Origin of the sequence: Fertoeibacter niger, assembly GCF_009380135.2 — a bacterium.
In the GTDB taxonomy this organism is placed as follows: Bacteria; Pseudomonadota; Alphaproteobacteria; order Rhodobacterales; family Rhodobacteraceae; genus Fertoeibacter; species Fertoeibacter niger.
The window spans coordinates 21,821-47,772 of the sequence record NZ_WHUT02000018.1; the positions used below are offsets into that span (position 1 = coordinate 21,821).

30 protein-coding genes are annotated in these 25,952 nt (G+C 66.9%); 12 read left to right on the top strand and 18 right to left on the bottom strand.

Annotation, left to right across the window (positions count from 1 at the left end):
• Positions 1-113: 113 nt before the first annotated feature.
• From GEU84_RS19760 to GEU84_RS19780, 5 genes are all read right to left on the bottom strand, one after another.
• The gene (locus tag GEU84_RS19760) at positions 114-656 is read right to left on the bottom strand and encodes an NADPH-dependent FMN reductase (RefSeq protein ID WP_174540033.1); all 543 of its coding nucleotides are present in this window, start codon (positions 654-656) and stop codon (positions 114-116) included.
• 87 nt (positions 657-743) lie between these two features.
• Positions 744-1,460, bottom strand: coding sequence for an LrgB family protein (locus tag GEU84_RS19765; RefSeq protein WP_174540034.1), 717 nt, complete (start codon positions 1,458-1,460; stop codon positions 744-746).
• Complete coding sequence (locus GEU84_RS19770; RefSeq protein ID WP_174540035.1) at positions 1,457-1,807, bottom strand: CidA/LrgA family protein; 351 nt, start codon at positions 1,805-1,807, stop codon at positions 1,457-1,459. The genes GEU84_RS19765 and GEU84_RS19770 overlap by 4 nt, the downstream gene beginning before the upstream one ends.
• Positions 1,808-1,887: 80 nt before the next feature.
• The gene (locus tag GEU84_RS19775; protein ID WP_174540036.1) at positions 1,888-2,346 is read right to left on the bottom strand and encodes a GNAT family N-acetyltransferase; all 459 of its coding nucleotides are present in this window, start codon (positions 2,344-2,346) and stop codon (positions 1,888-1,890) included.
• A complete protein-coding gene (locus GEU84_RS19780) occupies positions 2,343-2,726 on the bottom strand; it encodes a GFA family protein (protein WP_174540037.1) in 384 nt (127 codons plus the stop codon). The genes GEU84_RS19775 and GEU84_RS19780 overlap by 4 nt, the downstream gene beginning before the upstream one ends.
• Before the next feature lie 180 nt (positions 2,727-2,906).
• Here GEU84_RS19780 and smc point away from each other — a divergent pair, with 180 nt between their 5' ends.
• Positions 2,907-6,362, top strand: coding sequence for a chromosome segregation protein SMC (gene smc / locus GEU84_RS19785; protein WP_174540038.1), 3,456 nt, complete (start codon positions 2,907-2,909; stop codon positions 6,360-6,362).
• A gap of 57 nt (positions 6,363-6,419) precedes the next feature.
• On the opposite strand, the gene GEU84_RS19790 is transcribed toward smc, so the two are convergent.
• From GEU84_RS19790 to GEU84_RS19810, 5 genes are all read right to left on the bottom strand, one after another.
• Positions 6,420-6,959: an MOSC domain-containing protein gene (locus tag GEU84_RS19790; protein WP_174540074.1), complete on the bottom strand. Its 540-nt coding sequence runs from the start codon at positions 6,957-6,959 to the stop codon at positions 6,420-6,422.
• A 4-nt stretch (positions 6,960-6,963) separates the two neighbouring features.
• The gene (locus GEU84_RS21400) at positions 6,964-7,863 is read right to left on the bottom strand and encodes a glycosyltransferase family 2 protein (protein ID WP_174540039.1); all 900 of its coding nucleotides are present in this window, start codon (positions 7,861-7,863) and stop codon (positions 6,964-6,966) included.
• The gene (locus GEU84_RS19800) at positions 7,860-9,029 is read right to left on the bottom strand and encodes a lytic murein transglycosylase (protein WP_174540040.1); all 1,170 of its coding nucleotides are present in this window, start codon (positions 9,027-9,029) and stop codon (positions 7,860-7,862) included. Before GEU84_RS19800 ends, GEU84_RS21400 begins: the two co-directional genes overlap by 4 nt.
• Before the next feature lie 64 nt (positions 9,030-9,093).
• Positions 9,094-10,005 (bottom strand): adenosylcobinamide-phosphate synthase CbiB, encoded by a 912-nt coding sequence (gene cbiB, locus GEU84_RS19805; protein ID WP_174540041.1) that lies wholly within the window; start codon positions 10,003-10,005, stop codon positions 9,094-9,096.
• The gene (locus GEU84_RS19810; RefSeq protein WP_338144845.1) at positions 10,002-10,952 is read right to left on the bottom strand and encodes a threonine-phosphate decarboxylase; all 951 of its coding nucleotides are present in this window, start codon (positions 10,950-10,952) and stop codon (positions 10,002-10,004) included. Before GEU84_RS19810 ends, cbiB begins: the two co-directional genes overlap by 4 nt.
• Before the next feature lie 225 nt (positions 10,953-11,177).
• On the opposite strand from GEU84_RS19810, the gene GEU84_RS19815 reads away from it, so the two are divergent.
• On the top strand, positions 11,178-11,528 hold the full coding sequence (locus tag GEU84_RS19815) for a hypothetical protein (RefSeq protein WP_174540042.1): 351 nt from the start codon (positions 11,178-11,180) through the stop codon (positions 11,526-11,528).
• Positions 11,497-11,991 carry a hypothetical protein gene (locus GEU84_RS19820; protein ID WP_174540043.1) on the top strand — a complete coding sequence of 165 codons (495 nt, stop codon included), beginning with the start codon at positions 11,497-11,499 and terminating at the stop codon, positions 11,989-11,991. Before GEU84_RS19815 ends, GEU84_RS19820 begins: the two co-directional genes overlap by 32 nt.
• Before the next feature lie 3 nt (positions 11,992-11,994).
• On the opposite strand, the gene GEU84_RS19825 is transcribed toward GEU84_RS19820, so the two are convergent.
• Positions 11,995-13,167, bottom strand: coding sequence for a MalY/PatB family protein (locus GEU84_RS19825; protein WP_174540044.1), 1,173 nt, complete (start codon positions 13,165-13,167; stop codon positions 11,995-11,997).
• A 58-nt stretch (positions 13,168-13,225) separates the two neighbouring features.
• Here GEU84_RS19825 and GEU84_RS19830 point away from each other — a divergent pair, with 58 nt between their 5' ends.
• From GEU84_RS19830 to GEU84_RS19855, 6 genes are all read left to right on the top strand, one after another.
• Entirely contained in the window at positions 13,226-13,390 is a 165-nt protein-coding gene (locus tag GEU84_RS19830) for a hypothetical protein (protein WP_174540045.1), read from the top strand.
• Positions 13,387-13,917: a peptide deformylase gene (def, locus tag GEU84_RS19835; RefSeq protein WP_174540046.1), complete on the top strand. Its 531-nt coding sequence runs from the start codon at positions 13,387-13,389 to the stop codon at positions 13,915-13,917. Before GEU84_RS19830 ends, def (GEU84_RS19835) begins: the two co-directional genes overlap by 4 nt.
• The gene (def, locus tag GEU84_RS19840; RefSeq protein ID WP_174540047.1) at positions 13,917-14,408 is read left to right on the top strand and encodes a peptide deformylase; all 492 of its coding nucleotides are present in this window, start codon (positions 13,917-13,919) and stop codon (positions 14,406-14,408) included. Before def (GEU84_RS19835) ends, def (GEU84_RS19840) begins: the two co-directional genes overlap by 1 nt.
• Entirely contained in the window at positions 14,405-14,920 is a 516-nt protein-coding gene (def, locus tag GEU84_RS19845) for a peptide deformylase (protein ID WP_174540048.1), read from the top strand. The genes def (GEU84_RS19840) and def (GEU84_RS19845) overlap by 4 nt, the downstream gene beginning before the upstream one ends.
• On the top strand, positions 14,917-15,813 hold the full coding sequence (gene fmt / locus GEU84_RS19850) for a methionyl-tRNA formyltransferase (RefSeq protein WP_174540049.1): 897 nt from the start codon (positions 14,917-14,919) through the stop codon (positions 15,811-15,813). Before def (GEU84_RS19845) ends, fmt begins: the two co-directional genes overlap by 4 nt.
• Positions 15,814-15,925: 112 nt before the next feature.
• Complete coding sequence (locus GEU84_RS19855; protein WP_174540050.1) at positions 15,926-16,165, top strand: GlsB/YeaQ/YmgE family stress response membrane protein; 240 nt, start codon at positions 15,926-15,928, stop codon at positions 16,163-16,165.
• A gap of 21 nt (positions 16,166-16,186) precedes the next feature.
• Here GEU84_RS19855 and GEU84_RS19860 read toward each other — a convergent pair whose 3' ends face one another.
• The 7 genes from GEU84_RS19860 to GEU84_RS19890 form a co-directional block, all read right to left on the bottom strand.
• A complete protein-coding gene (locus tag GEU84_RS19860; protein WP_174540051.1) occupies positions 16,187-16,693 on the bottom strand; it encodes a transcriptional regulator in 507 nt (168 codons plus the stop codon).
• A gap of 78 nt (positions 16,694-16,771) precedes the next feature.
• Positions 16,772-17,401, bottom strand: coding sequence for a trimeric intracellular cation channel family protein (locus GEU84_RS19865; protein WP_174540052.1), 630 nt, complete (start codon positions 17,399-17,401; stop codon positions 16,772-16,774).
• The gene (gene rnhA, locus GEU84_RS19870; protein WP_174540053.1) at positions 17,398-17,868 is read right to left on the bottom strand and encodes a ribonuclease HI; all 471 of its coding nucleotides are present in this window, start codon (positions 17,866-17,868) and stop codon (positions 17,398-17,400) included. Before rnhA ends, GEU84_RS19865 begins: the two co-directional genes overlap by 4 nt.
• A 128-nt stretch (positions 17,869-17,996) precedes the next feature.
• Entirely contained in the window at positions 17,997-20,231 is a 2,235-nt protein-coding gene (locus GEU84_RS19875) for a caspase family protein (RefSeq protein ID WP_174540054.1), read from the bottom strand.
• 96 nt (positions 20,232-20,327) lie between these two features.
• Positions 20,328-20,774: a DUF3429 domain-containing protein gene (locus GEU84_RS19880; protein WP_174540055.1), complete on the bottom strand. Its 447-nt coding sequence runs from the start codon at positions 20,772-20,774 to the stop codon at positions 20,328-20,330.
• Positions 20,771-21,721 (bottom strand): 4-hydroxy-3-methylbut-2-enyl diphosphate reductase, encoded by a 951-nt coding sequence (gene ispH / locus GEU84_RS19885; protein ID WP_174540056.1) that lies wholly within the window; start codon positions 21,719-21,721, stop codon positions 20,771-20,773. The genes GEU84_RS19880 and ispH overlap by 4 nt, the downstream gene beginning before the upstream one ends.
• Before the next feature lie 339 nt (positions 21,722-22,060).
• Positions 22,061-22,633 carry a LabA-like NYN domain-containing protein gene (locus tag GEU84_RS19890; protein ID WP_174540057.1) on the bottom strand — a complete coding sequence of 191 codons (573 nt, stop codon included), beginning with the start codon at positions 22,631-22,633 and terminating at the stop codon, positions 22,061-22,063.
• A gap of 128 nt (positions 22,634-22,761) precedes the next feature.
• On the opposite strand from GEU84_RS19890, the gene folK reads away from it, so the two are divergent.
• The 3 genes from folK (at position 22,762) to GEU84_RS19905 (ending at position 25,931) form a co-directional block, all read left to right on the top strand.
• On the top strand, positions 22,762-23,355 hold the full coding sequence (folK, locus tag GEU84_RS19895; RefSeq protein ID WP_174540058.1) for a 2-amino-4-hydroxy-6-hydroxymethyldihydropteridine diphosphokinase: 594 nt from the start codon (positions 22,762-22,764) through the stop codon (positions 23,353-23,355).
• A gap of 79 nt (positions 23,356-23,434) precedes the next feature.
• Positions 23,435-23,788 carry a DNA-directed RNA polymerase subunit omega gene (gene rpoZ, locus GEU84_RS19900; protein ID WP_174540059.1) on the top strand — a complete coding sequence of 118 codons (354 nt, stop codon included), beginning with the start codon at positions 23,435-23,437 and terminating at the stop codon, positions 23,786-23,788.
• Between the two features lie 25 nt (positions 23,789-23,813).
• Positions 23,814-25,931 (top strand): RelA/SpoT family protein, encoded by a 2,118-nt coding sequence (locus tag GEU84_RS19905; protein WP_174540060.1) that lies wholly within the window; start codon positions 23,814-23,816, stop codon positions 25,929-25,931.
• Positions 25,932-25,952: the final 21 nt, after the last annotated feature.

Below are 25,952 nucleotides of genomic sequence, written 5' to 3' on the forward strand. Positions count from 1 at the left end.
CGGGGTGGTGAAAGATAAGACACCCTCCAGTTGCGGGTTTACCCGAAGAATGCTTGGCCCGTGGCCGGGCCTCGGGGGTGTGAACCCCTGGCGCAGCGCCACAGGGCGCAGGGCTAGCGCAGCGCCTCTGCCCGCAACCCCTGCATCAACTCCGTCAGACCCTTCACCGTGCGGGCATCCAGCAGCCGCCCGTCGGCGTCAAAGGCCTTGCCCGAATCCGCCACCATCACCTCGGGCCCGGTTATAAGCCGGGGGCGGAAGGCGTTCAGGCACAGGCGCAGCGAAAACTGCGACCTCTCGCCCCCCGCACGGCCCCCGGCGGCAGAACAGATCGCCACCGGCTTGTCACGCCACACCCCGCCCGGCACCCGGCTGACCCAGTCGAGCGCGTTTTTCAACACGCCGGGCAGGGCCTTGTTGTATTCCGGCGTGGCGATGACGATGACATCGGCGGCCTTGATCTGGTCGGCCAATGCCTGCACGGCAGGGGGTATGCCCTCCGCCTCCTCCAGATCGCCGTCATACAGCGGCAGCCGCAGATCGGCTTCGGTATGCGTGGCATCGCCGAACAGCCGCCGCGCCTCGGCCAGCAGCAGCCGGTTGGTTGACGCCTTGCGCAATGCGCCGGGGATGCCCAGCAGGGTCAGGTCGGTCATGGATGCTCCTTGTCGTGCCTGCCCGGAACCTACAGCGCGGAGGCGGCAAGGCAACCCCGCGCCGTTGCCCGCAGGGCTTCGCGCCGCCTAAAGGAACAGCCGCAGCAGCGCCGGGGCCAGAAAGGCCGTCAGCACCGCGTTCAGCCCCATCCCCAGCCCCGCAAAGGCCCCGGCCAGCGGGTTCACCTGAAACGCCCGCGCCGTGCCGATGCCATGCGCGGCCACCCCCACGGCAAAGCCGCGCGCCCGCCAGTCGGTCAGGCCCAGCAGGTTCAGCAGCGGCGTGGCGACAATCGCCCCGGTGATTCCGGTCAATATCACCAGCACCGCCGTCAATGTGGGCGACCCGCCGATGGCATCTGAAATACCCAAGGCCACCGGCGCCGTGGCCGATTTGGGAGCCAGCGAGATCAGCACCTCGCCCCGGATGCCAAAAGCCCAGGCGATGCCCAGCGCAGAAACCACCGCCGTGGCCGACCCCGCCAGCAGCGCCGCCGCAATCGGCAGCGCCGCGCGCCGCACATGGGCCAGATTGTCCCACAGCGGCAAGGCCAGCGCGACGGTGGCGGGGCCCAGCAGGAAATGCACGAACTGTGCGCCCTCGAAATAGGTGGCATAGGGGGTGGCCGTGGCCCACAGCACCACCCCCAGCAGCACCACCGCCACCAGCACCGGGTTCACGAACGGCCGCCGCCCCGCCGCGCGAAAGGCCGCATCCCCCAGCGCATAGGCGGCCAGCGTGGCGGTCAGCCACAACAGCGGCCCCTGGCTCAGATAGCTCCATATCTCGGTGAAATCGCTCATGGCGTGTTTCCGGTCCAGCGCGCCACGGCGGCAAAGGTCAGCGCGCCCACCGCGATGGCCAGAACGGTTGACACCAGCAGCGCCAGCAGGATCGGCAGGCCGCTTTGGCCCAGCAGGCCCAGATGCCCCACCACCCCCACGCCCGCAGGCACGAACAGTAGCGAAAGATGCCCCAGTATACCTTGCGCCACCGGGCGCACCACATCCACCAGCCGGGGAAAGACGGCAAACCCCGCCAGCAGCAGCACCATCCCCAGCACCGGGCCGGGCAGGGGCAGGGCCAGCGCGCGGGCAGCAGCCTCGCCCGCCAACTGGCACATAAGCAGGGTCAGCAGGGCAGGGATCATCGCAGCCTCCGGGTTTTTACCCAGCCTAGCGGCGGGCAGAGGCACTGGGAAGCGGGCGTCGGCGCAGGGCAGGCATGCGCCTACAGCCGCTTTGCAAAGGTGAGCGATGTGGTGCGCGAAAACCCCGGATGCGCGGTTTCCGCCACCTTTTCAAACCCCAGCGCGCGGAATGTCGCGTGGTTCTCCACCAGTTCCACCCGCGCCGACAGTTCCAGCAGCGGCAGGCCCATCGCCCTTGCCCTGTCCTCGGCCACCGCCATCAGCCGCCGCGCATGCCCCTGCCGCTGCGCCGCAGGCTCCACCGCCAGCTTGCCGACATAAAGCGCATGGGGCTTTGGCGTCAGTATCACGCAGGCGCAGGGCGGGGTGCCGATCACCCAGACCTCGCCCTCTGCCGCGCTGCGCGCGATGTCGGCGGGTGTCAGCGCGTGCAGCGATGACGGCGGGTCGATCCGCCCCTCCATCCCGGCAAAGGCGCGCTGGATCAGCGCCAGCAGCCCGGCCCAGTCAAAAGGCGCAACGGCGCGGAACGGTGTCATTCCGGCAGGCCATCGGCCAGATGCACCCATGGCAGGCGTTCGGCGGCAAAGTAGTGCCGGGTCGGCTGGAATGTTTCCGGCGCATCCAGCGTGGCGGCGTAAAAATGCATCTCGCCCGGAAACCGCTCGGCCCGGAACGCCATCGGCGTGCCGCAACCTTGGCAGAAATACCGCGTGACCCCGGGGCTGGAGGCATAGATGGCAGGCTCTGCCCCCACCCAGCGCCAGTGACCATCCGCGACCCCCAGAAACGATGTGAAGGGCGACCCCGTGGCCCGCCTGCAACTTTCGCAATGGCAGTGGCCCTGCCACAGCGGAGCCGCGTCGCAGGCAAAGCGTGTCTTCCCGCACAGGCAATGGCCGCAATAGGGCGGTGTCATGCGTCCTCCGTTTTCCGCATACTCACTATGGGGACGGATGGCGTCAATCCGCCAAGATGTTGGGGATAAGCCCAGCCGCACCGCCACATCCTGCGGGCCTGCGGTTGACTTGCCCGCCGACGGGCCAGAGGATAGCAGCTTGTCGGAATCACCGGCCCCACCCCGACCCGGAGCTGCCCCTTGCGGTTCACCCGCCTGCGCCTGAACGGCTTCAAAAGCTTTGTGGACCCCACGGATCTGGTGATCCAGGAGGGGCTGACAGGCGTGGTCGGCCCCAATGGCTGCGGCAAATCCAATCTGCTGGAGGCGCTGCGCTGGGTCATGGGTGAAAACCGCCCTACGGCGATGCGCGGCGGCGGGATGGAGGATGTGATCTTTGCCGGGGCCGCCACGCGCGGCGCGAGGAACTTTGCCGAGGTGGCGCTGGTCATCGACAACGCCGACCGGCTGGCCCCGTCAGGCTTCAACGATCAGGACCAGATCGAGATTGTGCGCCGCATCACCCGCGATGCGGGTTCGGCCTACAAGGCCAATACCAAGGATGTGCGCGCGCGCGACATCCAGATGCTGTTTGCCGATGCCTCGACCGGGGCGCATTCGCCCGCATTGGTGCGGCAGGGCCAGATTGCCGAGCTGATCAACGCCAAGCCCAAATCCCGGCGGCGGATATTGGAAGAGGCGGCGGGCATCTCCGGCCTCTACCAGCGCAGGCACGAGGCGGAATTGCGGCTGTCGGCGACGGAGACCAACCTCGCCCGCGTCGATGACGTGATCGAGGCGCTGGCGCAGCAACTGGCCACGCTGGCCCGGCAGGCCCGGCAGGCCGCCCGCTACCGCGAGATCGGCGAGGAATTGCGCCGTGCCGAGGGCAGCCTGCTTTACCGCCGCTGGCGCGAGGCCGATCAGGCGCGGTCCGAGGCCGACACCGCCTTGCGCGAACGGCTGCTGGCGGCGGCACAGGCCGAGGCTGCGGCGCGTGCGGCGACCAGCGCCCGCGATGCCGCTGACGCCGCCCTGCCGCCCCGGCGCGAGGAAGAGGCGATTGCGGGCGCCATCCTGCAACGCCTGACCGTGCAGCGCGATACATTGAGCGCCGAAGAGGCCCGTGCCCGCGCCGCGATGGACAGTCTGATGGCCCGCATCGACCAACTCAGCCGCGATGCCGAGCGCGAGGCGGGGCTGAACCGTGACGCCGAAGACACCATCGCCCGGCTGGATTGGGAACAGACACAACTGGCCCGCGCGCATGATGGCCACGATGCCCGGCTGGCCGAGGCGCAGGATGTGGCGCGCGAGGCGGCCGCGATCCTGTCAGACCGCGAGGCCATGCAGGCGGAACAGGCCGAGGATGTGGCCCGGCTGGCCGCCCGCCACCAGTCGGCGCAGCGGCTTGCGCAGGACACCGAGGCCAGCTTGCAGCGCGCCGAGGGCGAAGCGGGACGCGCCCGCGCCGCCGTGGATGCAGCCAGCGCAGCACAACAAGCCGCCGCCGAGGCCTTCGAGGCCGCCGAACAGGCCCAGACCGAGGCTGCGGAACTGGCCGAGGCCACCGAAGAGGCGCTTGCCGCCGCCGAAGACGCCCGCACCGAGACACAAGGGCGCGAGGCCGAGGCCCGCGCTGCGCGGTCATCTGCGGAAGGCGAGGCGAATGCCCTGCGTGCGGAGGTGGCCGCGCTGGCCCGTCTGGTGGACCGCGAAAGCACCGCAGGCACGCAACTGCTGGACCGGTTGCAAGTGGTGCCGGGCTATGAGGCGGCGCTGGGGGCCGCTTTGGCCGATGACCTGCGCGCGCCCGAAGTGGCGGGCGATGCGCGATCCGGCTGGGCCGCCCTGCCGGACTATGACGCAGCCCAGCCGCTTCCCGCCGGGGCCGCGCCGATCACCGCCCATGTCACCGCGCCCGCCGTGCTGACCCGCCGTCTGGCCCAGATCGGGCTTGTGGTGCCGGGGCAGGGGCCGCAGTTGCAACCGGCGCTGCTGCCCGGGCAGGTGCTGGTGTCACTGGCAGGCGATCTCTGGCGCTGGGACGGTTTTCGCGCAGGGGCCGAGGATGCGCCCTCTGCCGCTGCGCTGCGGCTGCGGCAGCTGAACCGGCTGGCCGCCCTGAAAACCGAGCTGGAGGATGTGGCCGCCCGCGCCGACGCCGCCAAAGCGGTGCATGAACAGCTCCAGGCCCGGCTTGCCGATCTGGCCCGCGCCGACCAGATGGCGCGCGACGCCCGCCGCGCCGCCGATGCCCGCGTGACCGAGGCCAACCGCGCGCTGTCGCGGGCCGAGGCCGACCGATCGATCGCCACTGGCAAGCTGGAGGCCGCGCGGCTGGCCGTCACCCGGCACGAGGACGAGGCGATGGCGGCCCGCGCCCGCCTGCGCGAAGCCACCGATTCTGCCACCGCCCTGCCTGATCTGGGGGCCGCCCGCGCGGCGGTCGAGACGCTGAAAACCGCCGTCGAGGCGGCACGCATCACGATGATGGCCCGCCGCTCGGCGCATGACGAGTTGCGGCGCGAGGGCGAGGCCCGGCTGCGCCGCCAGCAAGAGGTGTTCAAGGAACTGGCCAACTGGCGCCAGCGGCTGGATACGGCCGAACGCCGCAGCGCCGAACTGGCCGAACGCAAGGCCGATGCCGAAGAGGAACTGCGCGAAGCCGCCGCCGCCCCCGAGGAAATCGCCGAAAAGCGCGCCGAACTTGCCGAGGCGATGGAGGCCGCCGAGGACCGTCGCGCCCGTGCCGCCGAGGCTCTGGCAGCCGCCGAGGCCGCCCTGCGCGCGGCACAGGCGCAGGAACGCGACACCGAACGGCTGGCTGGCGAGGCGCGCGAGGCACGGGCCCGCGCCGAGGCCCGCGCCGATGCGGCAGAACAGGCCACCGACGCCGCCGTAACCCGCATCCGCGAAGAGGCCGAACAGACCCCCCAGCAATTGCTGGACAGTCTGGGCCTGCCACCCGACCGCATGCCCGCCGCCGAGGCGCTGGAAACCGATGTGAACCGCCTGAAACGCCAGCGTGAATCGCTTGGTGCCGTGAACCTGCGCGCCGAGGAGGATGCGAAAGCGGTGCAGGCCGAACATGACATGCTGGCGCAGGAAAAATTCGATCTGACCGAAGCGGTCAAGAAACTGCGCGCCGGTATTGCGGGCCTGAACCGCGAGGGGCGCGAGCGCCTGCTGACCGCGTTTGAGCAGGTGAACGCCAGTTTCGCCACGCTGTTCACCCATCTGTTCGGTGGTGGCGAGGCCAAGCTGGTGCTGGTGGAATCCGATGACCCGCTGGAGGCGGGGCTGGAAATCATGTGCCAGCCGCCGGGCAAGAAACTTTCCACCCTGTCGCTGCTGTCAGGGGGCGAACAGACGCTGACGGCCATGGCGCTGATCTTTGCGGTGTTCCTGGCCAACCCCTCGCCCATCTGCGTGCTGGACGAGGTGGATGCGCCGCTGGACGATGCCAACGTGACGCGGTTCTGCGACCTTCTGGACGAGATGACCCGCCGCACCGAAACCCGTTTCCTGATCATCACCCACCATGCCGTGACCATGGCCCGGATGGACCGGCTGTTCGGTGTGACCATGGCCGAACAGGGGGTCAGCCAGCTTGTATCGGTGGACCTGAAGAGGGCCGAGGCGCTGGTCGCCTGACGTCGTTGTCGATCACACTCCGCTACGCCTGTCACCGCTGCGATCCATGGCGAATGGTCAGAGCTTCCGCAGCACGTCGCCCAGGTGCACCTCGCCATCCCGCTCCACGGCGCACAGCACGCCCCGCAGGCGCAGGGCCGGATGGGCAATGATCCAATCCTTAGCCGCTGCGCCATAGCGGGCTTTCCATTTCACGCAGCCGTCGTTGAACACCGCCGACACACGCAGCACCGCCGTGCCCGCCTGCACCAGCGTGCCCGCGGGCAGGTTCGCCTCGGTCATGTCCATATCGGCCACAATCGTGTCGCCGGGGTGCGGCGTGCCTTCGCGGTCACGCCAGACCAGATCGCAGACCCGCGCAGGCAGGATCGACACCTGGATGCGCGGATCGGGCGACCCATCGGCCTGCCGCAGCCAGGGCGCGGTCAGCCAACGCTCGCCCGGCACGCCTTCGGCCCGGGTCAGCCGCAGCCGGTCGGGAAACTGCCGCAGGTTGTAGCCGGGGCGAAAACACAGGCTGGCGATCACCCCCGTATCCTTTGGCGCAGCCAGCACATGCGGCAGGGCTGCCATCAGTTCCGCCTCGTTCACACCCATCATCTCAGCCCCCCTCGAACGCCGACAGCCCCTTGCGCAGGTGAAGTTCGGCTTCACGCAAAATCCCCGCCGCAGCCAGCCCCGCCCGCACATCGGCATCCGGGGCCTGCACGCGCGCATAGAAATCCGCCACCCCGTCGGCATCGGTGGCCAGCAGATGCGCCTGAAGCGCCGGGTTGTAGTTGTAGGCCCCATGCGACAGGCGAAAGGCCAGCCGGTCCTGCCAGCGCGCGGGGTCTTCGGCATGGAAATGCAGCAAGGCTATGCCGGGGTGAAAGGCCCCGCCCTCCATCCGCACCCCGGCGCGGAAAGCGCCATGCAGCCGCGGCTCCATCCGCGACACGCCGGTGCGGAAGAAGCACTTTCCGGCTGAATGGCTCAGCACCCCATCTGGCAGCAACGGCGCGTAAGGCCCGAAGGCCAGATCGCGCAGCGCCTGCCGCTGTGGTCCCTTGATCGCCGACCGAAAGGCCCGCGCGGTAAAGATGTCATCGGGCAGGCCGGGGTCGTGCAGCGCCTCCCACGGGGCCATGCGCAGCATCGCGCGGTCGTCGGGCATCGCGGCCAAAGCCTCGGCCACCGGCAGATCGGGCAACAGAAATTCATCCACGTCGACATGCGCGACCCAAGGCAGGGTAGTGCGCGCATAGACCGCCTGCATGTTGCGCGCCTGCCGGTTCTGGTGCCGTTCGGGCCGCCGCTTGCAGGTGGCGTGCCACCAGGCCTCGGTGCAGCGCGTCACCTCTACCCTGTCCCACGTCTCCAGCACAGCCGCCGCCGGGTCATCGGGGTCGTCAAAGAACAGCCAGATCCGCGCCGCCCCCAACCCCAGATGATAGGCCGCAAAGGCCCGCACCTGATCGGGCGGGGCCTTGACCGTGGTGCAGATGCCCCAGCCACTCACAATGCGTTCAGCAACTCGCGCGTGGGCCAGGCATCGGCGGGCAAGCCCAGCCTGACCTGTTCCTTCTGCACCGCGGCCCGGCTCAACGCGCCCAGAATGCCGTCGATCGCGCCCACGTCATGCCCGCGCGCCGCCAGTTTCTGTTGCAATGATTTCATCTGGCTTTCCGACAGCGCCTCGTCCGGATTGCCCGCGTCATAGGCCGACGCGCCTTCCAGCCGTGTGCCGAAATAGGCGGCGGTGGTCACATAGACAAAGCTCTTGTTCCATTCGAACAGCACCTTGTAATTCGGATAGGCCAGAAATGCCGGCCCCTTGCGCCCCTGCGGCAGCAATACTGACGCGGGCAGCCCCCGGGGCAATCCGCCCTCACGCGCCTGAACACCCATCTTTGCCCAGTCATTCGTGGAAAGCGTGGTATCCAGCCCGGTCTTTGACCAGTCAAGGTTGGCGGGCAAAACCACCTCTTGCAGCCAGGGCTCACCCGCGCGCCAGCCGTGGTGTTGCAGCATCCGCGCGCCCGACAGCAGCGCATCAGGGGCCGAGGTTTTCAGCGATACCTTGCCATCCCCGTCGCCATCCACCCCGCGCGCCAGAATGTCGGCAGGCAGCATCTGCACCATGCCGATCTCGCCCGCCCAGGCCCCGGTGGTGCGCGCGGGGTCGATCATGCCCTGACGAAAAAGCTCAATCGCCGCGTGCACCTGTGGCTGGAACAGTTCCGGCCGGCGGCAGTCATGGCCCAACGTGACCAGCGCGTTCACCGTGTTGAAATCACCCTGCACCGCGCCGAAATCGGTCTCGAACGCCCAGAAGGCCAGCAGAATGCCGCGTGATACGCCAAACTCGCGCTCGGCTCGTTTGAATGTGCTGTCGAACTTGCGGGAATTGGCCGCGCCGTTGCTGATCCGGTTCTGGCTGATCAGGCTGCGCGAGAAATCGATGAAGGTCTTGCGGAACACGCCTTGCGAGCGGTCGGCCTTGATCACCCGGCTGTCCTGTTTCACGTTGGCGAAAAACGCATCCACATCGGCCTGTGGCTGGCCCTTGGCCACGGCCTCGGCCTTCATGGCGCGGATGAAATCGTTGAAACCACCGCCGCAGGGCGCGGCAAGCGCCGGGGCGGCGGCAAGGGCGGCGATCAGCGCGAAAACGGGCAAACGCATGGGACACTCCGGTAAAATTCTGCCTCCACCCTAGCAGCATGGGCAAATCAGGCAACCGCCTTGGTCAGATCAGCGCCAGCAGCACCCCGATGACCAAGAGCCCACCCCAGGCCCGCCACAGCGCGGCGCAGGCGGCGTCAATGGCATCCGGCCCCGGCACCCGCAGCCCCTCGGGATAGACCCAAGGGTAATCGCGCAGCGCCCCGTGATAGCTGCGCGGCCCTGACAGCGGCACGTCCAGCACCACGGCCATCGCCGCTTCGGGCCAGCCCGCATTGGGCGAACGGTGCAGCGGCGCGTCACGCAGCACGGGCGATGCCGCATCCGGCCGCCAGTGCGTGACGGCGATCAGCAGGGCCGTCAGCCGCGCCGGGATCAGGTTCAGCAGATCATCGAACCGCGCGGCGGCCCAGCCGAATTCCTCATGCCGGGGGGTGCGGTGGCCGATCATGCTGTCGGCCGTGTTGGTGATCTTGTACAGCAGCAGCCCGGGCAGCCCGCCGACCAGAAACCAGAAGGCCGGGGCGATCACCCCGTCGCTGAGGTTTTCCGCAGCACTTTCAATCGCCGCGCGGGCTACGGCGGGTTCATCCATCGCGGCCGTGTCGCGCCCCACGATCCGCGCCACCATGCGCCGCCCGTCGTTAAGCGACAGCCGCAGCGCATCGCCCACCGCCCGCACATGATCCACCAGCGATCTTTGCGCCAGCAGCATCGCGGCCACGATCACCTCCAGCAGCCCGAAGTCGGGGATCAGGTGGATCGCCCAGCCCAGCCCCAGCGCCGCCAGCCCCAGCCCGGCCATCGCCGCAATGCCGCGCGCCTTGCGCCCCTCGCCCCGGTTCAGCCGCGCATCGGCCCAGTCCACGGCCCGGCCCATCAGCACCGCCGGATGCGGCCAGCGGTTCCACAGCCATTTCGGTTCGCCCAAGGCCGCGTCCAGCAGCAGCGCGGGGATCAGCAGGGCGGCACTCATGCGTTCACCTCTCTCAATGCGGCAGCCACCCGGTCCCATTGGCCGGTGCCGGGCAGACCAAGGCGCAGCCAGCGTGCGGAATAGGGGAATACCCTGCTCCAGACATGATGCCGGGCCAGTGCCGCCTGCCAGCGCGCGGCATCGGGCGTGTCGTAAAGCCGGAACAGCGGCGTGCCCCCTACCAGTGCTGCGGGCACCAGCGCATCCAGCCGCGCGGCGTCAACATCCAGCCGGGCGCGGGTGGCCGCAGCCCAGCCCTCATCCGCCAGCGCCAGCGCCCCCACCACCAGCGCGGGGCCGGATACGGGCCAAGGCCCCAGACGCGCCGCCAGCCCCGCCAGCAGCGCCGGATCACCGATGGCAAAGCCCAGCCGCAACCCCGCCAGCCCCCAGAATTTGCCGAAACTTTTCAGCACAACCGTGCCGGGCCGCGCGGCCAGCGAAATCAGCGATGCGTCAGGGCCCACATCGCAGAAACTCTCGTCGATGATGCAGAACGGCGCCTCAGCCTCGGCTACGGCCCAGACCCGGCCATCAGGGTTGTTCGGGTTCACCAGCACCAGCGCATCGCCTGCGCCCAGACGCCACCCCGCCGCCGCAAAGGCCCGGCCATGCTCGTTATAGGTCGGCCCCGGAATGGCCACCCGCCCCGGCGGCACCAGATGCGGCAATTGCGCGATCAGCGCCGAGGCCCCGGGGGCCGCCAGCACCCCCGCCCCCTCGGGCACGCGCCAGAACCGCCGCGCGGCTGTCTGCAAGGCCATCTCTGCCGCCCGGTCGGGCAGCGCCGCCCAGACATCCGGCGCAAAATCGGGCAGCGGGTAGGGCTGCGGGTTGATGCCGGTCGACAGGTCGATCCAGCCCTCCCGCACGCCGCCGAAACGCGCCACCGCTGCGTCGATGTCGCCGCCATGGTCAGGCGCGTCATGATGGTAGGGCAGGGTCACGGGCGACTCCTTCGCTGTCGCGCCACAGAAAGCGCATTCACCGCCGCAAGGCAACCATTCTGGCGCAGCGAAGGTGCAGTCGCAGCATTGGCGGCGCAGCAGCGTGTCACCCCGCCCACCCGTGGCTTTTTCGGCACGCTACATGTGGATCTTGCGCAACACAGCGGCTGGGCTTGATTTTTTCGCAGCATTGGCAGAGGCTTACCTTACGCACGGGAGGGTGTGATGCTGGAGTTTCTGCCGAAGGAAGTCCGTGAAGGGCTGGAAGCCGCGCGCAAGCGTGACAGGAAACGCAAGTCGCGGCTGCGGGTGCAACTGGGCGATGCGGTGTTTCCCGTGCTGCGGCTGTGGGACGAAGGCTTTGCCCTTGATGCTGCCCGCACGCCCCGGTTGCGCGGTCTGGTCGATGTCTATGACGGCGCGCGGCACATCTGCCAATGCCTGATCGTGGCCTCCAACGTCGAGAATGGCGAGTTGATCTGCGATTTCAAACGATCCACCCTTGTGCGCGACGTGGCCCCGCTGGATTTCTGGAAAGATGAAAATGCGCCCGTGGGCTATCTTTCAAAGAACTGATCTTGCGCTGGCTCTGCTGCTGGTTGCAGGGGTGGCGCAGGCGGAATGTCTGGGGGCAGGCGCGCAATATGTGCCCGCCAGCGACCCCGAAGGCAGCATGGCCCGCCTGCACTTGCGGCTGGTGGACCACCCGACCGCCTATTCGGATCTGGAGCTTGACTTTTTGATCGCCGGGCGCCCGCCCGAGGTGCTGCGGCCCGAACAGTCGCAGGGTTTTGGCGGCACCTATCTGCTGGCCGACGGCCCGCGCCTTGCCGATCTGGATTTTCCGGTGCTGTTCCTTGCCACCGGCCCCGATGCCCGCCTTGTGCCCTACCCGGAGTTTTTGCCGCAGGGCAGCGCCCGCGCCCCGGATGCGATCTTCATCACGGGGCTGGGGTCAGCGCTGTGGTATGCCACCAATGGGGGTGCCGAGCCGGTCATCCTTGCCGATGAAATCTGGTATCTGACCGGCTGCGACTGAGGGCTATTGCAGATCGGCAAAGGCGCGTTGCAGGCGCGCCACCGCCTCGGCCACCTGCGCGCGCGGGGCGGCCAGATTGAAGCGCAGGAATGTCTCGCCCCCGGTGCCGAAACTGGTGCCATGGTTGGTGCAGATGCCCGCGCCCTTTTCCACCCGCGCCAGCATTTCGGGCAGCGTCATGCCCGTGCCGGAAAAATCGACCCATGCCAGATAGGTCGCCTCCAGCGGCGTCGATTGCAGGCCGGGAATGGCGTTCACCGCCGCATCGAACATCTGCCGGTTGCCGTCCAGATAGGCCATCAGCCCATCGACCCAGACCGCGCCCTCGGGGCTGTAGGCCGCCGTGGCCATGTGCATGCCAAAGGCATTGGGCGAAATGCCCATCGCGTTCATCCGTTCGGCAAAGCGCGCACGCAGCGCCGGATCGGTGATGATGACATTGCCGATATGTGCCCCCGCGATGTTGAAGGTTTTCGTGGTGGCCGTCATCATCACCAGCCGGTCGGCGATGCCGGGGGCGGCCAATGGCATGGCGGTGTGTTTCTGGCTGGGATACACCAGATCATGATGGATCTCATCCGACACCAGCAGCAGGTTGTGGCGGGCGCAGAAATCGGCCACGCCCTGCAATTCCGCCACCGTCCAGACCCGACCGCCGGGATTGTGCGGCGAACACAGGATCAGCATGGTCTCGCGCCCGGTCATCAGCGCATCCCAGGCGGTGAAGTCCATCATCTGCCGCCCGTCCTGCATCACCAGCGGGCATTCGGTCACGCTGCGGCCCGCGCCTTTGATCACCCGGGCAAAGGCGTGATACACCGGCGTCATCAGCACGACCGCATCGCCGGGCTGCGTAAAGGCATCCACACACAGCGCCGTGCCATTCACCAGCCCATGCGTGGTGAAGATCGCCTCGGCCGGCACATCCCAGCCATGCCGCGTCTGCATCCACCAGCGGATTGCGGCCAGATACCGGCTGTCATCGCCGAAATAGCCATAGACGCCGTGCGCCGCCATTTTCTCGACTGCGTCCTGCACCACCTGCGGGGGGCGAAACTCCATATCCGCCACCCACATGGCGATGCCCGAGGCCGCAGGCACGCCGTAAAGCTTTTCCATCATGTCCCATTTGACCGAATGGGTGCCGATGCGGTTGACGGGGGTATCAAAGCTCATGCGGGGCCTCGTTGCACTGTTTGGCCGGCTTCTAGCAAACCGGAAAGGAAGTTCCAATATGGAATTGATTATTGGGAAAATTTACCAAAACTTGATTCAAGTGTGGAAAATATTCCCGAAAATCTTGTCAATTTCGGGCGAGAATTCCGAAGTTGCTCTGGCCTTCCCGCCACCATCCCGCCATTGCGCGTTTGCGGTGATTCCCCTAAATCACATGGCATGATACGCCCGATCCTGATCCACCCCGACCCGCGCCTGAAAAAAATCTGCGACCCGGTGGCGCAGGTGACACCCGAGCTTGCCAAACTGGCGCAAGACATGCTGGACACGATGTATGACGCGCCGGGCATCGGCCTTGCCGCGCCGCAGGTCGGCGTGACGAAACGCATCATCGTGATGGATTGCGTGAAGGATCCGCTGGTGGCCCCGCGCCCCATCGTGCTGTTCAACCCCGAAATCATCTGGTCATCCGAAGACCGCTCGTCCTATGAGGAAGGCTGCCTGTCGATCCCTGACCAATATGCCGAGGTTGAACGCCCCGCCGAGGTGCGCGTGCGCTGGATGGATCTGGATGGCGCAGTGCAGGAAGAACAGTTTGCTGACCTCTGGGCCACCTGCGTGCAGCACGAGATTGACCATCTGGATGGCAAGCTGTTCATCGACTATCTGCGCCCGCTGCGCCGCCAGATGATCACCCGCAAGATGGAAAAGCTGAAACGCGACAAGGCCCGCGAGGCTGGCGCGCGCTGATGGCGGTGCTTCCGATCCTGCGCTGGCCCGATCCACGCCTTGCCACGGTCTGCGCGCCCGCTGTGCTGTGCGACGATCTGAACCGGCTGGCGGCAGACATGCTGGACACGATGTATGCCGCCCCGGGCCGGGGGCTGGCGGCCCCGCAAGTGGGTGTGCTGCTGCGGATATTCGTGATGGATGTGGGCTGGAAAGACGGCAATCCCATGCCCGAGGTGGTGGTGAACCCCGAAATCCTGTGGTCCTCGCCCGAACTGGCCGAAGGGCCCGAAGGCTGCCTGTCGATCCCCGGCATCACCACGCAGATCATTCGGCCCCGGTCTGTCACCATGCGGTGGACGATGCTGGACGGCACGCTGCGCGAGGAAACGCTGGCCGGCTTTGCCGCCATCTGCGCGCAGCATGAATACGACCACCTCGACGGCATCGTGACCTTTCACCGCCTTTCCCCTGAAGCCCGCGCCTTGGCCGAGGCAGAGTTTGCCGGATGAAGCGGGCCTTCATCCCCTACCCGCACAAGGTGCTGAAAACCCCGGCCAAGCCGGTTGACGCCATCACCGATGACATCCGCGCCATCTGGGCCGACATGGTGGAAACCATGGATGCGATGCCGGGCTACGGCCTTGCCGCGCCGCAGATCGGCGTCGGCCTGACGCTGGCGGTGGTGGATTGTTCCGACAGCCGGGGGCAGGCGATATTGCTGGCCAATCCGCAGGTGCTGCATGCCTCCGTCCAGCCCCGCGACCATGACGAGGCCAGCCCCAACCTGCCCGGCGTGTCGGCGGTCATCACCCGGCCCCGGGCCGTGACGGTGCGCTATCTGAACGCCGATGGCATGGTGGAGGACCGCGATTTCGTGAACCTCTGGGCCACATCGGTGCAGCACCAGATCGACCATCTGGCAGGGAAAATGTATTTCGACCGCCTCAGCCCGCTGAAGCGCAAGATGCTGCTGGCAAAGGCGGAAAAGCTGCGGGCCATTGAACGGATGGGCCGGGCATGAAGGTGGTCTTCATGGGCACGCCCGAGTTTTCGGTGCCGGTGCTGGACGCGCTGCTTGCCGCGCATGATGTGCTGGCCGTCTATTCCCAGCCCCCCCGCCCCGCCGGTCGTGGCAAGCATGACCGCCCCTCGCCGGTGCAGGCCCGGGCCGAGGCACTTGGCCTGCCGGTGCGCCACCCCGTCAGCCTGCGCGACCCGGCCGCACAGGCCGAATTTGCCGCCTTGGGGGCCGATATCGCCGTGGTGGTGGCCTATGGCCTGATCCTGCCGCAAACCGTGCTGGATGCACCCGCGCTGGGCTGCCTGAACATCCACGCATCGCTCTTGCCGCGCTGGCGGGGGGCCGCCCCGATCCACCGCGCCATCATGGCGGGCGATGCCGAAACCGGCATCTGCATCATGCAGATGGAGGCGGGGCTGGATACCGGCCCGGTGCTGCTGCGGCAGGCGACGGCCATCGGGGCCGAGGAAACGACAGGCGCTTTGCATGACCGGCTGTCAGCCATGGGGGCCGCGCTGATCGTGCAGGCACTCGACCGCCTGCCGCATCTGGTGCCGGAACCCCAGCCCGAAACCGGCATCACCTATGCCACCAAGATCGACAAGGCCGAGGCGCAAATTGACTGGTCGCGCCCGGCAGATCAGGTTGACCGGCTGATCCGGGGCTTGTCGCCATTCCCCGGTGCCTGGACCATGGCGGGGGCCGAGCGGCTGAAACTGCTGGCCAGCCGCGTGGTGCCGGGGCAGGGCCAACCGGGCGAGGTGATGGGCGGCCTGACGATCGCCTGCGGCACCGGCGCGGTTGAGATCACCACCGCACAGCGCGAGGGCAAGCGCCCGATGGAGGCCGCCGAGATTCTGCGCGGGCTGGTGCTGCCGCAGCGGTTGGGCTGACCGGCCAACGCAACCCGCCTGATCACGTGGCACCGCAGGGCTTCACAGCCCGCCCGGCGCCCCCCATATTGGCGATGCGCCAGACCGGCGCAGACCGCTGAAAGGACAAGCCATGCCCATGTTTCTGCTGATCGTCATCATCGGGGCGGCGGCGGGGTTTCTGGCCACCCGCTTCATGCGGGTGCAGACGGATGTGCCCACCACCATCGCCATCGGCGTGGCGGGCGCGGTGATCGGCTGGGTCGCCCTGCGCATTCTGGTGGCCGTGACCGGCTGGCTGGCGATGTTTCTGGGTGCAGTGATCGGGGCGATGCTGCTGATCTGGCTGTGGCGGATGTATATCGCCCGCTGAGCCAGAACGCCGGGCTGCACGTCAGATCAGCCGCTTCACCGCCTCTTTCAGGCGGAATGTCTTGCCGCCAGCGTCATTCCACATCGCCTGCCCCTGCCACAGCGCGAACAGGGCGGCCGCCGTTTCGCGGCCCTTTGCCCCGCCACCCAGCCGCAGCGCCAGCGCCGTTTCCACCCGCGCGCGCCAGTCTGCCGCCCGCTGGCGCAGCCGTGCATGGCGAAAATCGGCGGCCAGCAGCGCAATATCCACCTCACCCAGCGCCTTGAGCAAGGCCAGCGCGCCTTTTGCGCTCATCTCCGCCTCCGCCTCGGCGGCGGTGGTGCTGGCCTCCAGCGCGTCCCAGCCCGCATCCAGCGCGGCCCGCAGCATCAGGTCGCGCGACTTGTAGCGTTGCACCAGCGTCGGCGCGGCCAGCCCGGTGGCCCGCGCAACGGATGAAAAGGCCACGGCCTTTTCCCCCCCGGCGGCCAGCAGGCTGCGGATGGCAGAGAAAATCAGGGCATCGGGGATCAGGCGGGGGCGTGGCATCCGGCAATTATGAACGCTGGTTCATGTAATGCAACCCCGAAAGCCCGGTATCCCGACACAAATACACGCAAGTGCCGGTCAGCGTTTTGGCGTTTCCGGCCGGGGCGGGCGGGCCTTGTAGACCGGCAGGCGCCAGCCGAACAGCAGGCTGCCCGCCCGCAGCACCAGCGTCACCGCCGCGCAGGCCATCAGCGCGACCGCGTCACCCGCACCAGCGACCCCGGCCAGCACCGCCGCCACCGCACCGGCAAAGGCCGCCGTCACATACAATTCGCCCTGTTTCAGCACCAAGGGCACCTCGTTGCAGACCACATCGCGCATCAGCCCGCCCATGCAGCCGGTGATCATGCCCATCACCAGCACAACCGGCCAGCCAAGCCCCATGGCCACACCCACGCCCGCAGGCACGGCCACCGCCAGCGCAAAGGCATCCAGCCACAGGATCGCGCGGTAGCGGCTTTCCAGCCGGTGCGCGGCAAAGAACACCACCACCGCCGCCAGCGCCGCCACGGCCAGCAGGGCGGGGTCGCGCACCCAGAACACCTCGCGGTTCAACAGCGCATCCCTCACAGTGCCGCCCCCCACCGCCGTCAGGCAGGCGATGAAGATGAAACCCACGATGTCAAGCTGCGAGCGTGACGCGACCAGCGCCCCGGTCAGCGCGAACACAGCCACCGACGCATAATCCAGCGCCAGCAGCAGCGTCATTTTGCAGCCCGCGGCGCGGGCTTGAAAGGGGCCATCCCGGCGCGGGCCAATTCATCTGCCCGCTCATTCTCGGCATGGCCCGCATGGCCCTTGATCCAGCGCCATTCCACCTTGTGCCGGGCCTGTGCCAGATCCAGCCGTTGCCACAGATCGACATTCTTCACCGGCTTTTTGTCCGCCGTGCGCCAGCCATTGCGTTTCCAGCCGTGGATCCAGGTGGTGACGCCGTTTTTCACATAGGCGCTGTCGGTCACGATGATCAGGGTCGATGGCCGCTCCAGCACCTCCAGCGCGGAAATCGCCGCCAGCAGTTCCATGCGGTTGTTGGTGGTGTCGGCCTCGCCGCCTTGCAGGGTGCGTTCCTTCAGCACATTGTCGCCGTCGCGCGCCAGCATCAACACACCCCAGCCCCCCGGGCCGGGATTTCCGCTGCAGGCACCGTCGGTATAGGCGTAAAGCTCTGGCATGCAGGCGGGGTATCCGAAGGCCGTGGGCGAGGCAAGCCGCGCGGGACGCAGGCAAAAAGTTTTCAGAAACTTTTTGGCAAAGTCCTTTGAAGGATTTTGGTGTCACACAGGTTGCCGATGCCCCGCCGCTACTCCACCCGCGCCAGCACCACATCGCCGCCTTCATGGCCCGCGCGGTCGATGGGGCGGTATTGCGGTTCCTGCGCCGCCTGACCCACCACCAAGGGCAGCAGATAGCGGTCGAACAGCTCACGCGCCGAAAACGCCTCATCCTCCATTTCGGCCAGCCCTGTCAGCAGCGCGCGGGCGAACACCGAATGCCCACCCCCGCCGCCATCCAGCACCGGCTCATTCCCGCCCGAGGCGATGACGATGCGCGACCGTTTCGCCGCCAGCCGCTGCAAGGCGCGCAGCCGGTCGCCCTCCACCGCCTCGGCCACCGCCTCGCCGCGCAGCAGCGCACCGGAATAGCAGCTGTCGGAAATCACCAGCACCGACCCCGCCTCGATCCGCAGGATCGCATCGGTGATCGCGGCGGCGGGAAGATAGGAAAACGGCAGCCCGGCGCGCGCATCCACCGGCAGCCAGAACGCGCCCTGCGTGGCCTGTTCGTAAATCCCGTGGCCAGCGTAAAAGATCAGCACCGTATCCTGCGCCCCCGCGATGCGGCTGATCTGGTAAAGCGCGGTTTCAATCTCGATCCGTCCGGCATTGCGCAGGAACAGCGGCAGCGCCTCGCCCTCGGGTGTCACCGCTTCGGTGACAAAACCGTAATCGGCGGTCAGCAAGGCCGCCAGCGCCTCGGCATCGCCGATCGGGGTTTCCAGCGGGGCCAGCCCCGAGCCTTCGGGGTAATCCTGATTGGCGATCAGCAGGGCATAGCGCGTGCCCGTGCCACGCAGCGCCGCCATGTCGCCCTCGAAATACAGCTCAAACGAATGCGTCAGCGGCTGGTTGTCGCGCGTCATCGCCAGAACGTCGATGCGGTTGACCCCGGCTTGCAGGTCGATGTCATGGCTGAAACTGCCATCCGGTGCCGAAAGGGCGGTCTGGCCGTTCACCGTCACGATCATGGTTTCCGCCGCTGCCTGCACCTGCCCGCGCAGGGTGACGCGGGGCATGTCCATCCGGGCGGCGGCGCGGGTGGGGGCGGGGTCGATGATGCGGATGCTGCCCTTCTGCTGGCTGGCGGGCGGGCGGCTTTCGGCGATCAGGTCGCGTTCCGGGTCGGTGGTGGAAAACACATGGGTCCACTGCCGGTCCACCTGGCCATCCGCCTCCAGCGTGGCGATCATCCGCGACAGGGCGGGGGGCGAGGTTCGTTCTGCCTGCAACAGCGCCGTGGCAAGGCGAAAGCTGAACACGCCGTAATAGCGCCGGTCAGGCGCGCCGCGTGGCAGCAGCATTTCCACCGTCAACTCGCCAATGCCGGTGCCGTAATACACCGTCATGGCCCCGGCCCCCGCCGACAGCATCGCAGGCGGGGCCACGGGCGCGGTGCTGCCCGCCCGCACGGTTTCGCGCCACAGGCGGGCCGGGTCCACCTGTGCCTGCCGGTCCTCCAGCCGCAGGGCTTCGGCATCCGATGTGTCAAGGATCACCGTCACATCCGCGCCCCGGTTACGCAGCGCGGTGATGTAATCGGACAGCGCCGCAGGCGACAGCACATCGGCCACGCCCGGTGCGCTCTGATTCAGGATCACGAACGGTCCGGCGGCGGCCAGCCGGTCAAAGCGGTTGCCCTCAAGGCTGCGCGCAGCCAGTTCCGCCAGCGTCGGGGCAATCTCATCGCTGTCAAAGGGGCCGCCATCGCCCAGCGAAGGCGCGATGATTTCCGCGCCAAATGCCCAGCCCGAGATGTGCAGCATCACCGAATCGCCACAGCCGGCAGCGGCCAGCAGCTGTGCGGCAGCCGCATCAAACCCGGCGCGCGTGGCATCATCACCCAGCAGCATGTGCAGATTTTCGGACGCTGCCCCGCGTGCCACCATGGCGTTGCGCAGAAAGGCCACATCATTGACTGGCCCTTGCAGCCATGACGGCTCGTGCCCTGTCCATTGGTCCGCTGCCACAAGGAGGCCGCGCGTCACCCCCGCCCGCCCTGGCGCACAGGGCGGCGGCGTGTCAGGCCCGGCCAGCACCGGCGTTTCCAGCCCGACGAACTGCGCCGCCAGCAGTTGCTCGTAAAGCGTGAACAACTCGTCCATGTCAGCAAGGTCGGCATCCCCGGCCACGCCCGCCGGTTCGGCGGCATCCCCAACCAGGTCCGCCGGTTCGGCGGCACCCGCATCCTCGGTCACACCCGCAATCGCAGCGCCTGTCGCGGCGGCAAGACCCAGACACAAGCACAGCAGTTTCAGCATCGGCACCCCTTTGGCTTTTTGCCAGACTAGCGGGGGAGCGCGCTCTGCGTCACATGAAATTGTCCGTCATGCGGATTTTCCACCGCGCAGGCGTCCTCAGGCAAACACCGGCACCATCAGGCACGCCACCACCACCGCACTCAGGCCAAACCGCAGCCGCAGCCACCAATGCGGGGCCAGCCCCTGCCGCCAGAACATCACATCCAGCCCCAGCAGCAGGACGAACCCCGCCGCCAGCCAGATCGCCGCCGACACAGGCCCGCCGCCCACCAGGAAAAACGCCCACAGCGCCGGGATCACCGACAAAGCATAGCCAAACGCCGCCTCGGTTCCATTTGCCTTGGTGGCAAAGCCCCACAGCACCCCCGACATGAACGACAGGATGACCGTGCCATAGGCCAGCCCCACATAGGGCCCAACGAAACGCGGCCCCAGCGCCCGCGCGCCCCAGTCACCCAGCGCGGGCGACAACACGGTGGCGGCCCCCCACAGGAAAGGGATCAGCCCGGCCAGACCCAGCAGCAATGCGGCGCGCGGGATCATGCCGGTTCGCGCAACACGCGGGGCACCTTGAATTCCACCCGCTCCTTGGCGGTTTCCACCAGTTCGACCGTGGTGGCGAACCGCGCGCGAAAGGCGTCGATCACCTCGTTCACCAGCACCTCGGGGGCAGATGCCCCCGCCGTGATGCCCACTGACCGGATGCCATCCAAAGCGCGCCAGTCGATCTCCGCCGCCCGCTGCACCAGTTGCGCATAGCCGCAGCCCGCCGCGCGCCCCACCTCGACCAGCCGCTTGGAATTGCTGGAATTCGGCGCGCCGATCACCAGCAGCGCATCAATCCGCCCGGCAATCGCCTTGACGCTCGCCTGCCGGTTGGTCGTGGCATAGCAGATGTCTTCCTTGTGCGGCCCGATGATGGCCGGAAACCGCGCCTGCAACGCCGCCACCACCGCCGCCGTGTCATCCACCGAAAGCGTGGTCTGGGTGATATAGGCCAGCCGCTGCGGGTCGCGCACCACGAGCCCGGCCACATCGGCGGGGGTTTCCACCAGCAGCACCTCGCCCTCGGGCAACTGCCCCATGGTGCCGATGGTTTCGGGGTGGCCCGCATGACCGATCATCACCATCTGAAGGCCCGCCTCGTGGTGGCGCTCCGCCTCGATATGCACCTTGCTGACCAGGGGGCAGGTGGCATCGACATACACCATCTGCCGCGCCTCGGCGGCGGCTGGCACCGCCTTGGGCACGCCATGGGCTGAAAAGATCACCGGGCGGTCGGGCGGCACCTCATCCAGTTCCTCGACGAACACCGCACCAAGGGCCTTCAGCCCGTCCACCACATATTTGTTGTGCACGATCTCGTGGCGCACATAAACTGGCGCGCCCCATTTCTGGATCGCCAGCTCCACGATCTTGATCGCCCGGTCCACGCCCGCACAAAACCCGCGCGGCGCGGCCAGATACAGGGTCAGCGGGGGCAGGGTCATGGCGGCCTCGTCGGTTCCTCACAGCAGAAGTAAGGCGATGGCGGGCCAAGGTCCAGTGCCAAGCCCGCCTCAGGCCGCCGCGCGCTGTGACTATTCATCCCGAAGGGCAGCAAAGGCCCGCAGGTCGGCCAGGCACGGCAAGGCCAGCACATCGGCGGGTGTCAGGCGATGGCACAGCGGGGCCACAGGCATGGCTCTGTCTGGCAAGATATTGTTTTCCATTGGTAATGCGCTGAACGCGCCACAGAACAGCCACCGCGGGACGGCCACCATGGAAAAAGCGCGCACCTTGCGATGCGCGCCCATTTCTCTCATCCCCATCTACCGGCGGTGCGGCTGTTACTTTGCCTCGACGGCCACATCTTCACGGTCGAAACGCGGTTCGCGCGGCGGTCTGCCGATCACGTCACGCAGTTCGTCCAGCTCGATGAAATTGTCTGCCTGACGGCGCAGTTCATCGGCGATCATCGGCGGCTGGCTGCGGATGGTTGACACCACCGACACCCGGACACCCTGCCTTTGCAGGCTTTCGACAAGCGGACGGAAATCGCCATCCCCGGAAAACAACACGATATGATCCACGCGCGGCGCAAGTTCCATGGCATCGACGGTCAGTTCGATATCCATGTTCCCCTTGACCTTGCGACGCCCCTGGCTGTCGGTGTATTCCTTGGCGGGCTTTGTAACCATGGTAAAGCCGTTGTAATGCAGCCAGTCCACCAGCGGCCGGATGGGCGAATAATCGTCATTCTCCAGCAGCGCAGTGTAGTAGAAGGCACGCAACAGCTTGCCACGGCGCATGAATTCCTGCCGCAACAGTTTGTAGTCTATGTCAAACCCCAACGCCTTTGCAGCTGCGTAAAGGTTCGACCCGTCAATGAACAGCGCGAGCCGTTCGTCCTTGTAAAACATTAGCTTGTCCCCTCAAAGTCTGTCTCGACAATCATCCTTCCGGTGTGGAACAGGTATTGCAGGAAAATCGCCGAAACATGACTGAACCAATATCAGTCAAAATAAGGCACCGACAAGCGGCACCTCTCATGAGTATATCATCGCACGCAGCATCTGCAAAGCACGCACTGGTTGCATTTGGGGCAAACCTGTCGTTTGACGGACAGCCTCCGGCTGCAACAATCCGGCAGGCTGTGGCGGGTTTTCACGACGAAGGCATTGGGATCACTGGCCTCAGCCGCTTGTTTTCCACGCCCTGCTTTCCGGCGGGGGCCGGACCCGATTATGTAAACGCTGCTGCTGCCGTCACTTTTCCTATGTCTTGTGACGTGGCGTTACTTCTCGAAAAGTTGCACAGGATCGAAGCCCGCTTTGGCCGCGAACGCCAGCAAAGGTGGGGGATGCGCACGCTTGACCTTGATCTGTTGGCGGTGGGCGATTCGGTTTTGCCCGATCCGGCAGAGCAGACCCGCTGGCGCTGCTTGGCCCCCGGTGCGCAGATCGCCACCACACCCGACCGGCTGATCCTGCCGCATCCGCGGATGCAGGACCGCGCCTTTGTGCTGGTCCCGCTGGCCGATGTGGCGCCCGACTGGCACCACCCGCTGCTGGGGCTGACGGTGGTGCAGATGCTGGCCGCGCTGCCCGCGGCCGACAGGGCTGCGGTGGTGCCTCTGGCGTAAGGGCATTTGCGCTTGTCAAGGGAATTGGCAGGGCTTACATAGGCCGTTCCGTGCCCCCTGTCCGAAACTGGAGTATCCCATGGCCCGCGTGACGGTTGAAGATTGCGTTGACAAAGTGCCGAACCGGTTCGAGCTGGTGATGCTGGCCGCGCACCGCGCCCGTGAAATCGCCGCAGGCTCGCCCGTGACGGTGGACCGCGACAATGACAAGAACCCGGTCGTGTCCCTGCGCGAAATCGCCGACGAGACGCAAAGCGCCGAGGCCCTGCGCGAGCGGATGATCGAAAGCCACCAGACCCAGATTGAGGTGGACGAACCCGAGGACGACCAGATGGCCCTGCTGATGGGTGGCGAGAATGACCGCCCGATGCAGGACGACATGTCCGAAGAAAAACTGCTGCGCGCCCTGATGGAAGCGCAGGGCCAGAACTGAGTCCGGAACGGAAAGCGGCAGGGGCATGATCGACGTTGAAGATCTCATCGCCCTTGTCCGCAACTACAATCCGCGCACCAATGATGCCCTGATCCGCCGGGCCTATGCCTATGGCCGGCAGATGCACGAGGGGCAGTTCCGCCATTCCGGCGAGCCCTATTTCACGCATCCCGTGGCGGTGGCCGCGATACTGACCGAACAGCGGCTGGATGATGCCACCATCGTCACCGCCCTGCTGCACGACACGATCGAGGATACCAAATCCACCTACACCGAGGTGGCGCGCCTGTTCGGCGAGGAAATCGCCGAACTGGTCGATGGCGTGACCAAGCTGACCAACCTCGAACTCACCTCCACCCAGTCGAAACAGGCGGAAAACTTCCGCAAGCTGTTCATGGCCATGTCCAAGGATCTGCGGGTGATCCTGGTGAAACTGGCCGACCGGCTGCACAACATGCGCACCATCAAAAGTATGAAGCCGGAAAAGCAGGCGCAAAAGGCGCGTGAGACGATGGACATCTTTGCGCCATTGGCCGGCCGCATGGGCATGCAGTGGATGCGCGAGGAACTGGAGGATCTGGGCTTTCGCGTGCTGAACCCCGAGGCGCGCAACTCCATCATCCGCCGCTTCATCACCCTGCAACGCGAAACCGGCGATGTGGTGCACAAGATCAGCGCCGACATCCTGCTGGAAACCGAACGCGCGGGGATCGAGGCCGATGTCTATGGCCGGGCGAAAAAACCCTATTCCGTCTGGCGCAAGATGCAGGAAAAGGATCTGGCCTTTTCGCGCCTGTCCGACATCTACGGTTTCCGCGTCATCTGCGGGTCCGAGGCTGATTGCTACCGCATCCTGGGCGTGATCCACCAGCGTTGGCGCGCGGTGCCGGGCCGGTTCAAGGATTACATCAGCCAGCCGAAATCCAACGGCTACCGTTCGATCCACACCACCGTGTCAGGCCGCGACGGCAAACGGGTCGAGGTGCAGATCCGCACCCGGCAGATGCACGAGGTGGCCGAGGCCGGCGTCGCCGCGCACTGGTCCTACCGTGAGGGCGTGCGGGTGCAGAACCCCTTTGCCGTCGATCCGGCCAAATGGATCTCCGGCCTGACCGAACGGCTGGACGAAGACGACCATGACGAGTTCATGGAAAACGTGAAGCTGGAGATGTATACCGATCAGGTGTTCTGCTTCACCCCCAAGGGCGATGTGATCCAGTTGCCGCGCGGGGCCACACCGCTGGATTACGCCTATGCCATCCACACCCGCATCGGCAATTCCTGTGTGTCGGCCAAGATCGACGGCATCCGCGTGCCCTTGTGGACCCGGCTGAAAAACGGCCAGTCGGTCGAGATCATCACCGCCGAGGGCCAGCGCCCGCAGGCGTCCTGGATCGACATCGTGACCACGGGCCGCGCCAAGGCTGCAATCCGCCGCAGCCTGCGCGAAGAGGACCGGGGCCGTTTCGTGAAACTGGGGCAGGAACTGGCCCGCGCCGCGTTTGACCATGTGGGCCGCAAGGCCACCGACAAGGCTTTGCGCACGGCGGCCAAGATGCTGGGCCTGTCGGATGAAACCGAACTTCTGGCGCAGCTTGGCAGCGCCGAACTGACCGCCCGGCGCGTGGTCGAAACGCTTTACCCGGAACTGGCGCGCTCCACCGCCCCCGAGGTCGACGCGCAGCGCCCCGTCGTGGGCCTGCCCGCCGACCAGTCGTTCCGCCGCGCGCAATGCTGCCAGCCGGTCCCGGGTGAGCGGATCGTGGGCATCACCTATCGCGGGCAGGGCGTGGTGATCCACGCCATCGACTGCCGCGCGCTGGAAGAGTTCGAGGAGCAGCCCGCCCGCTGGGTTGATCTGCACTGGCACGCCGGCCGCCATGCCGCCAAGCACACCATCACGCTGGATCTGACGATTTCCAATGACGCGGGCGTGTTGGGCCGGATCTGCACCTTGATCGGCGAGCAGAAGGCCAATATCTCGGACTTGCGGTTCACCGACCGCAAACCGGATTATTACCGCCTTCTGGCCGATGTCGATTTGCGCGATGTCGAACATCTGCACATGGTGATGACCGCGCTTGAGGCGGAAACCGACGTGGCGCAGATTGCCCGGCACCGGGACATGACACGAAAGCCCTGAGGGGCGGGGGTTCAACGTGGT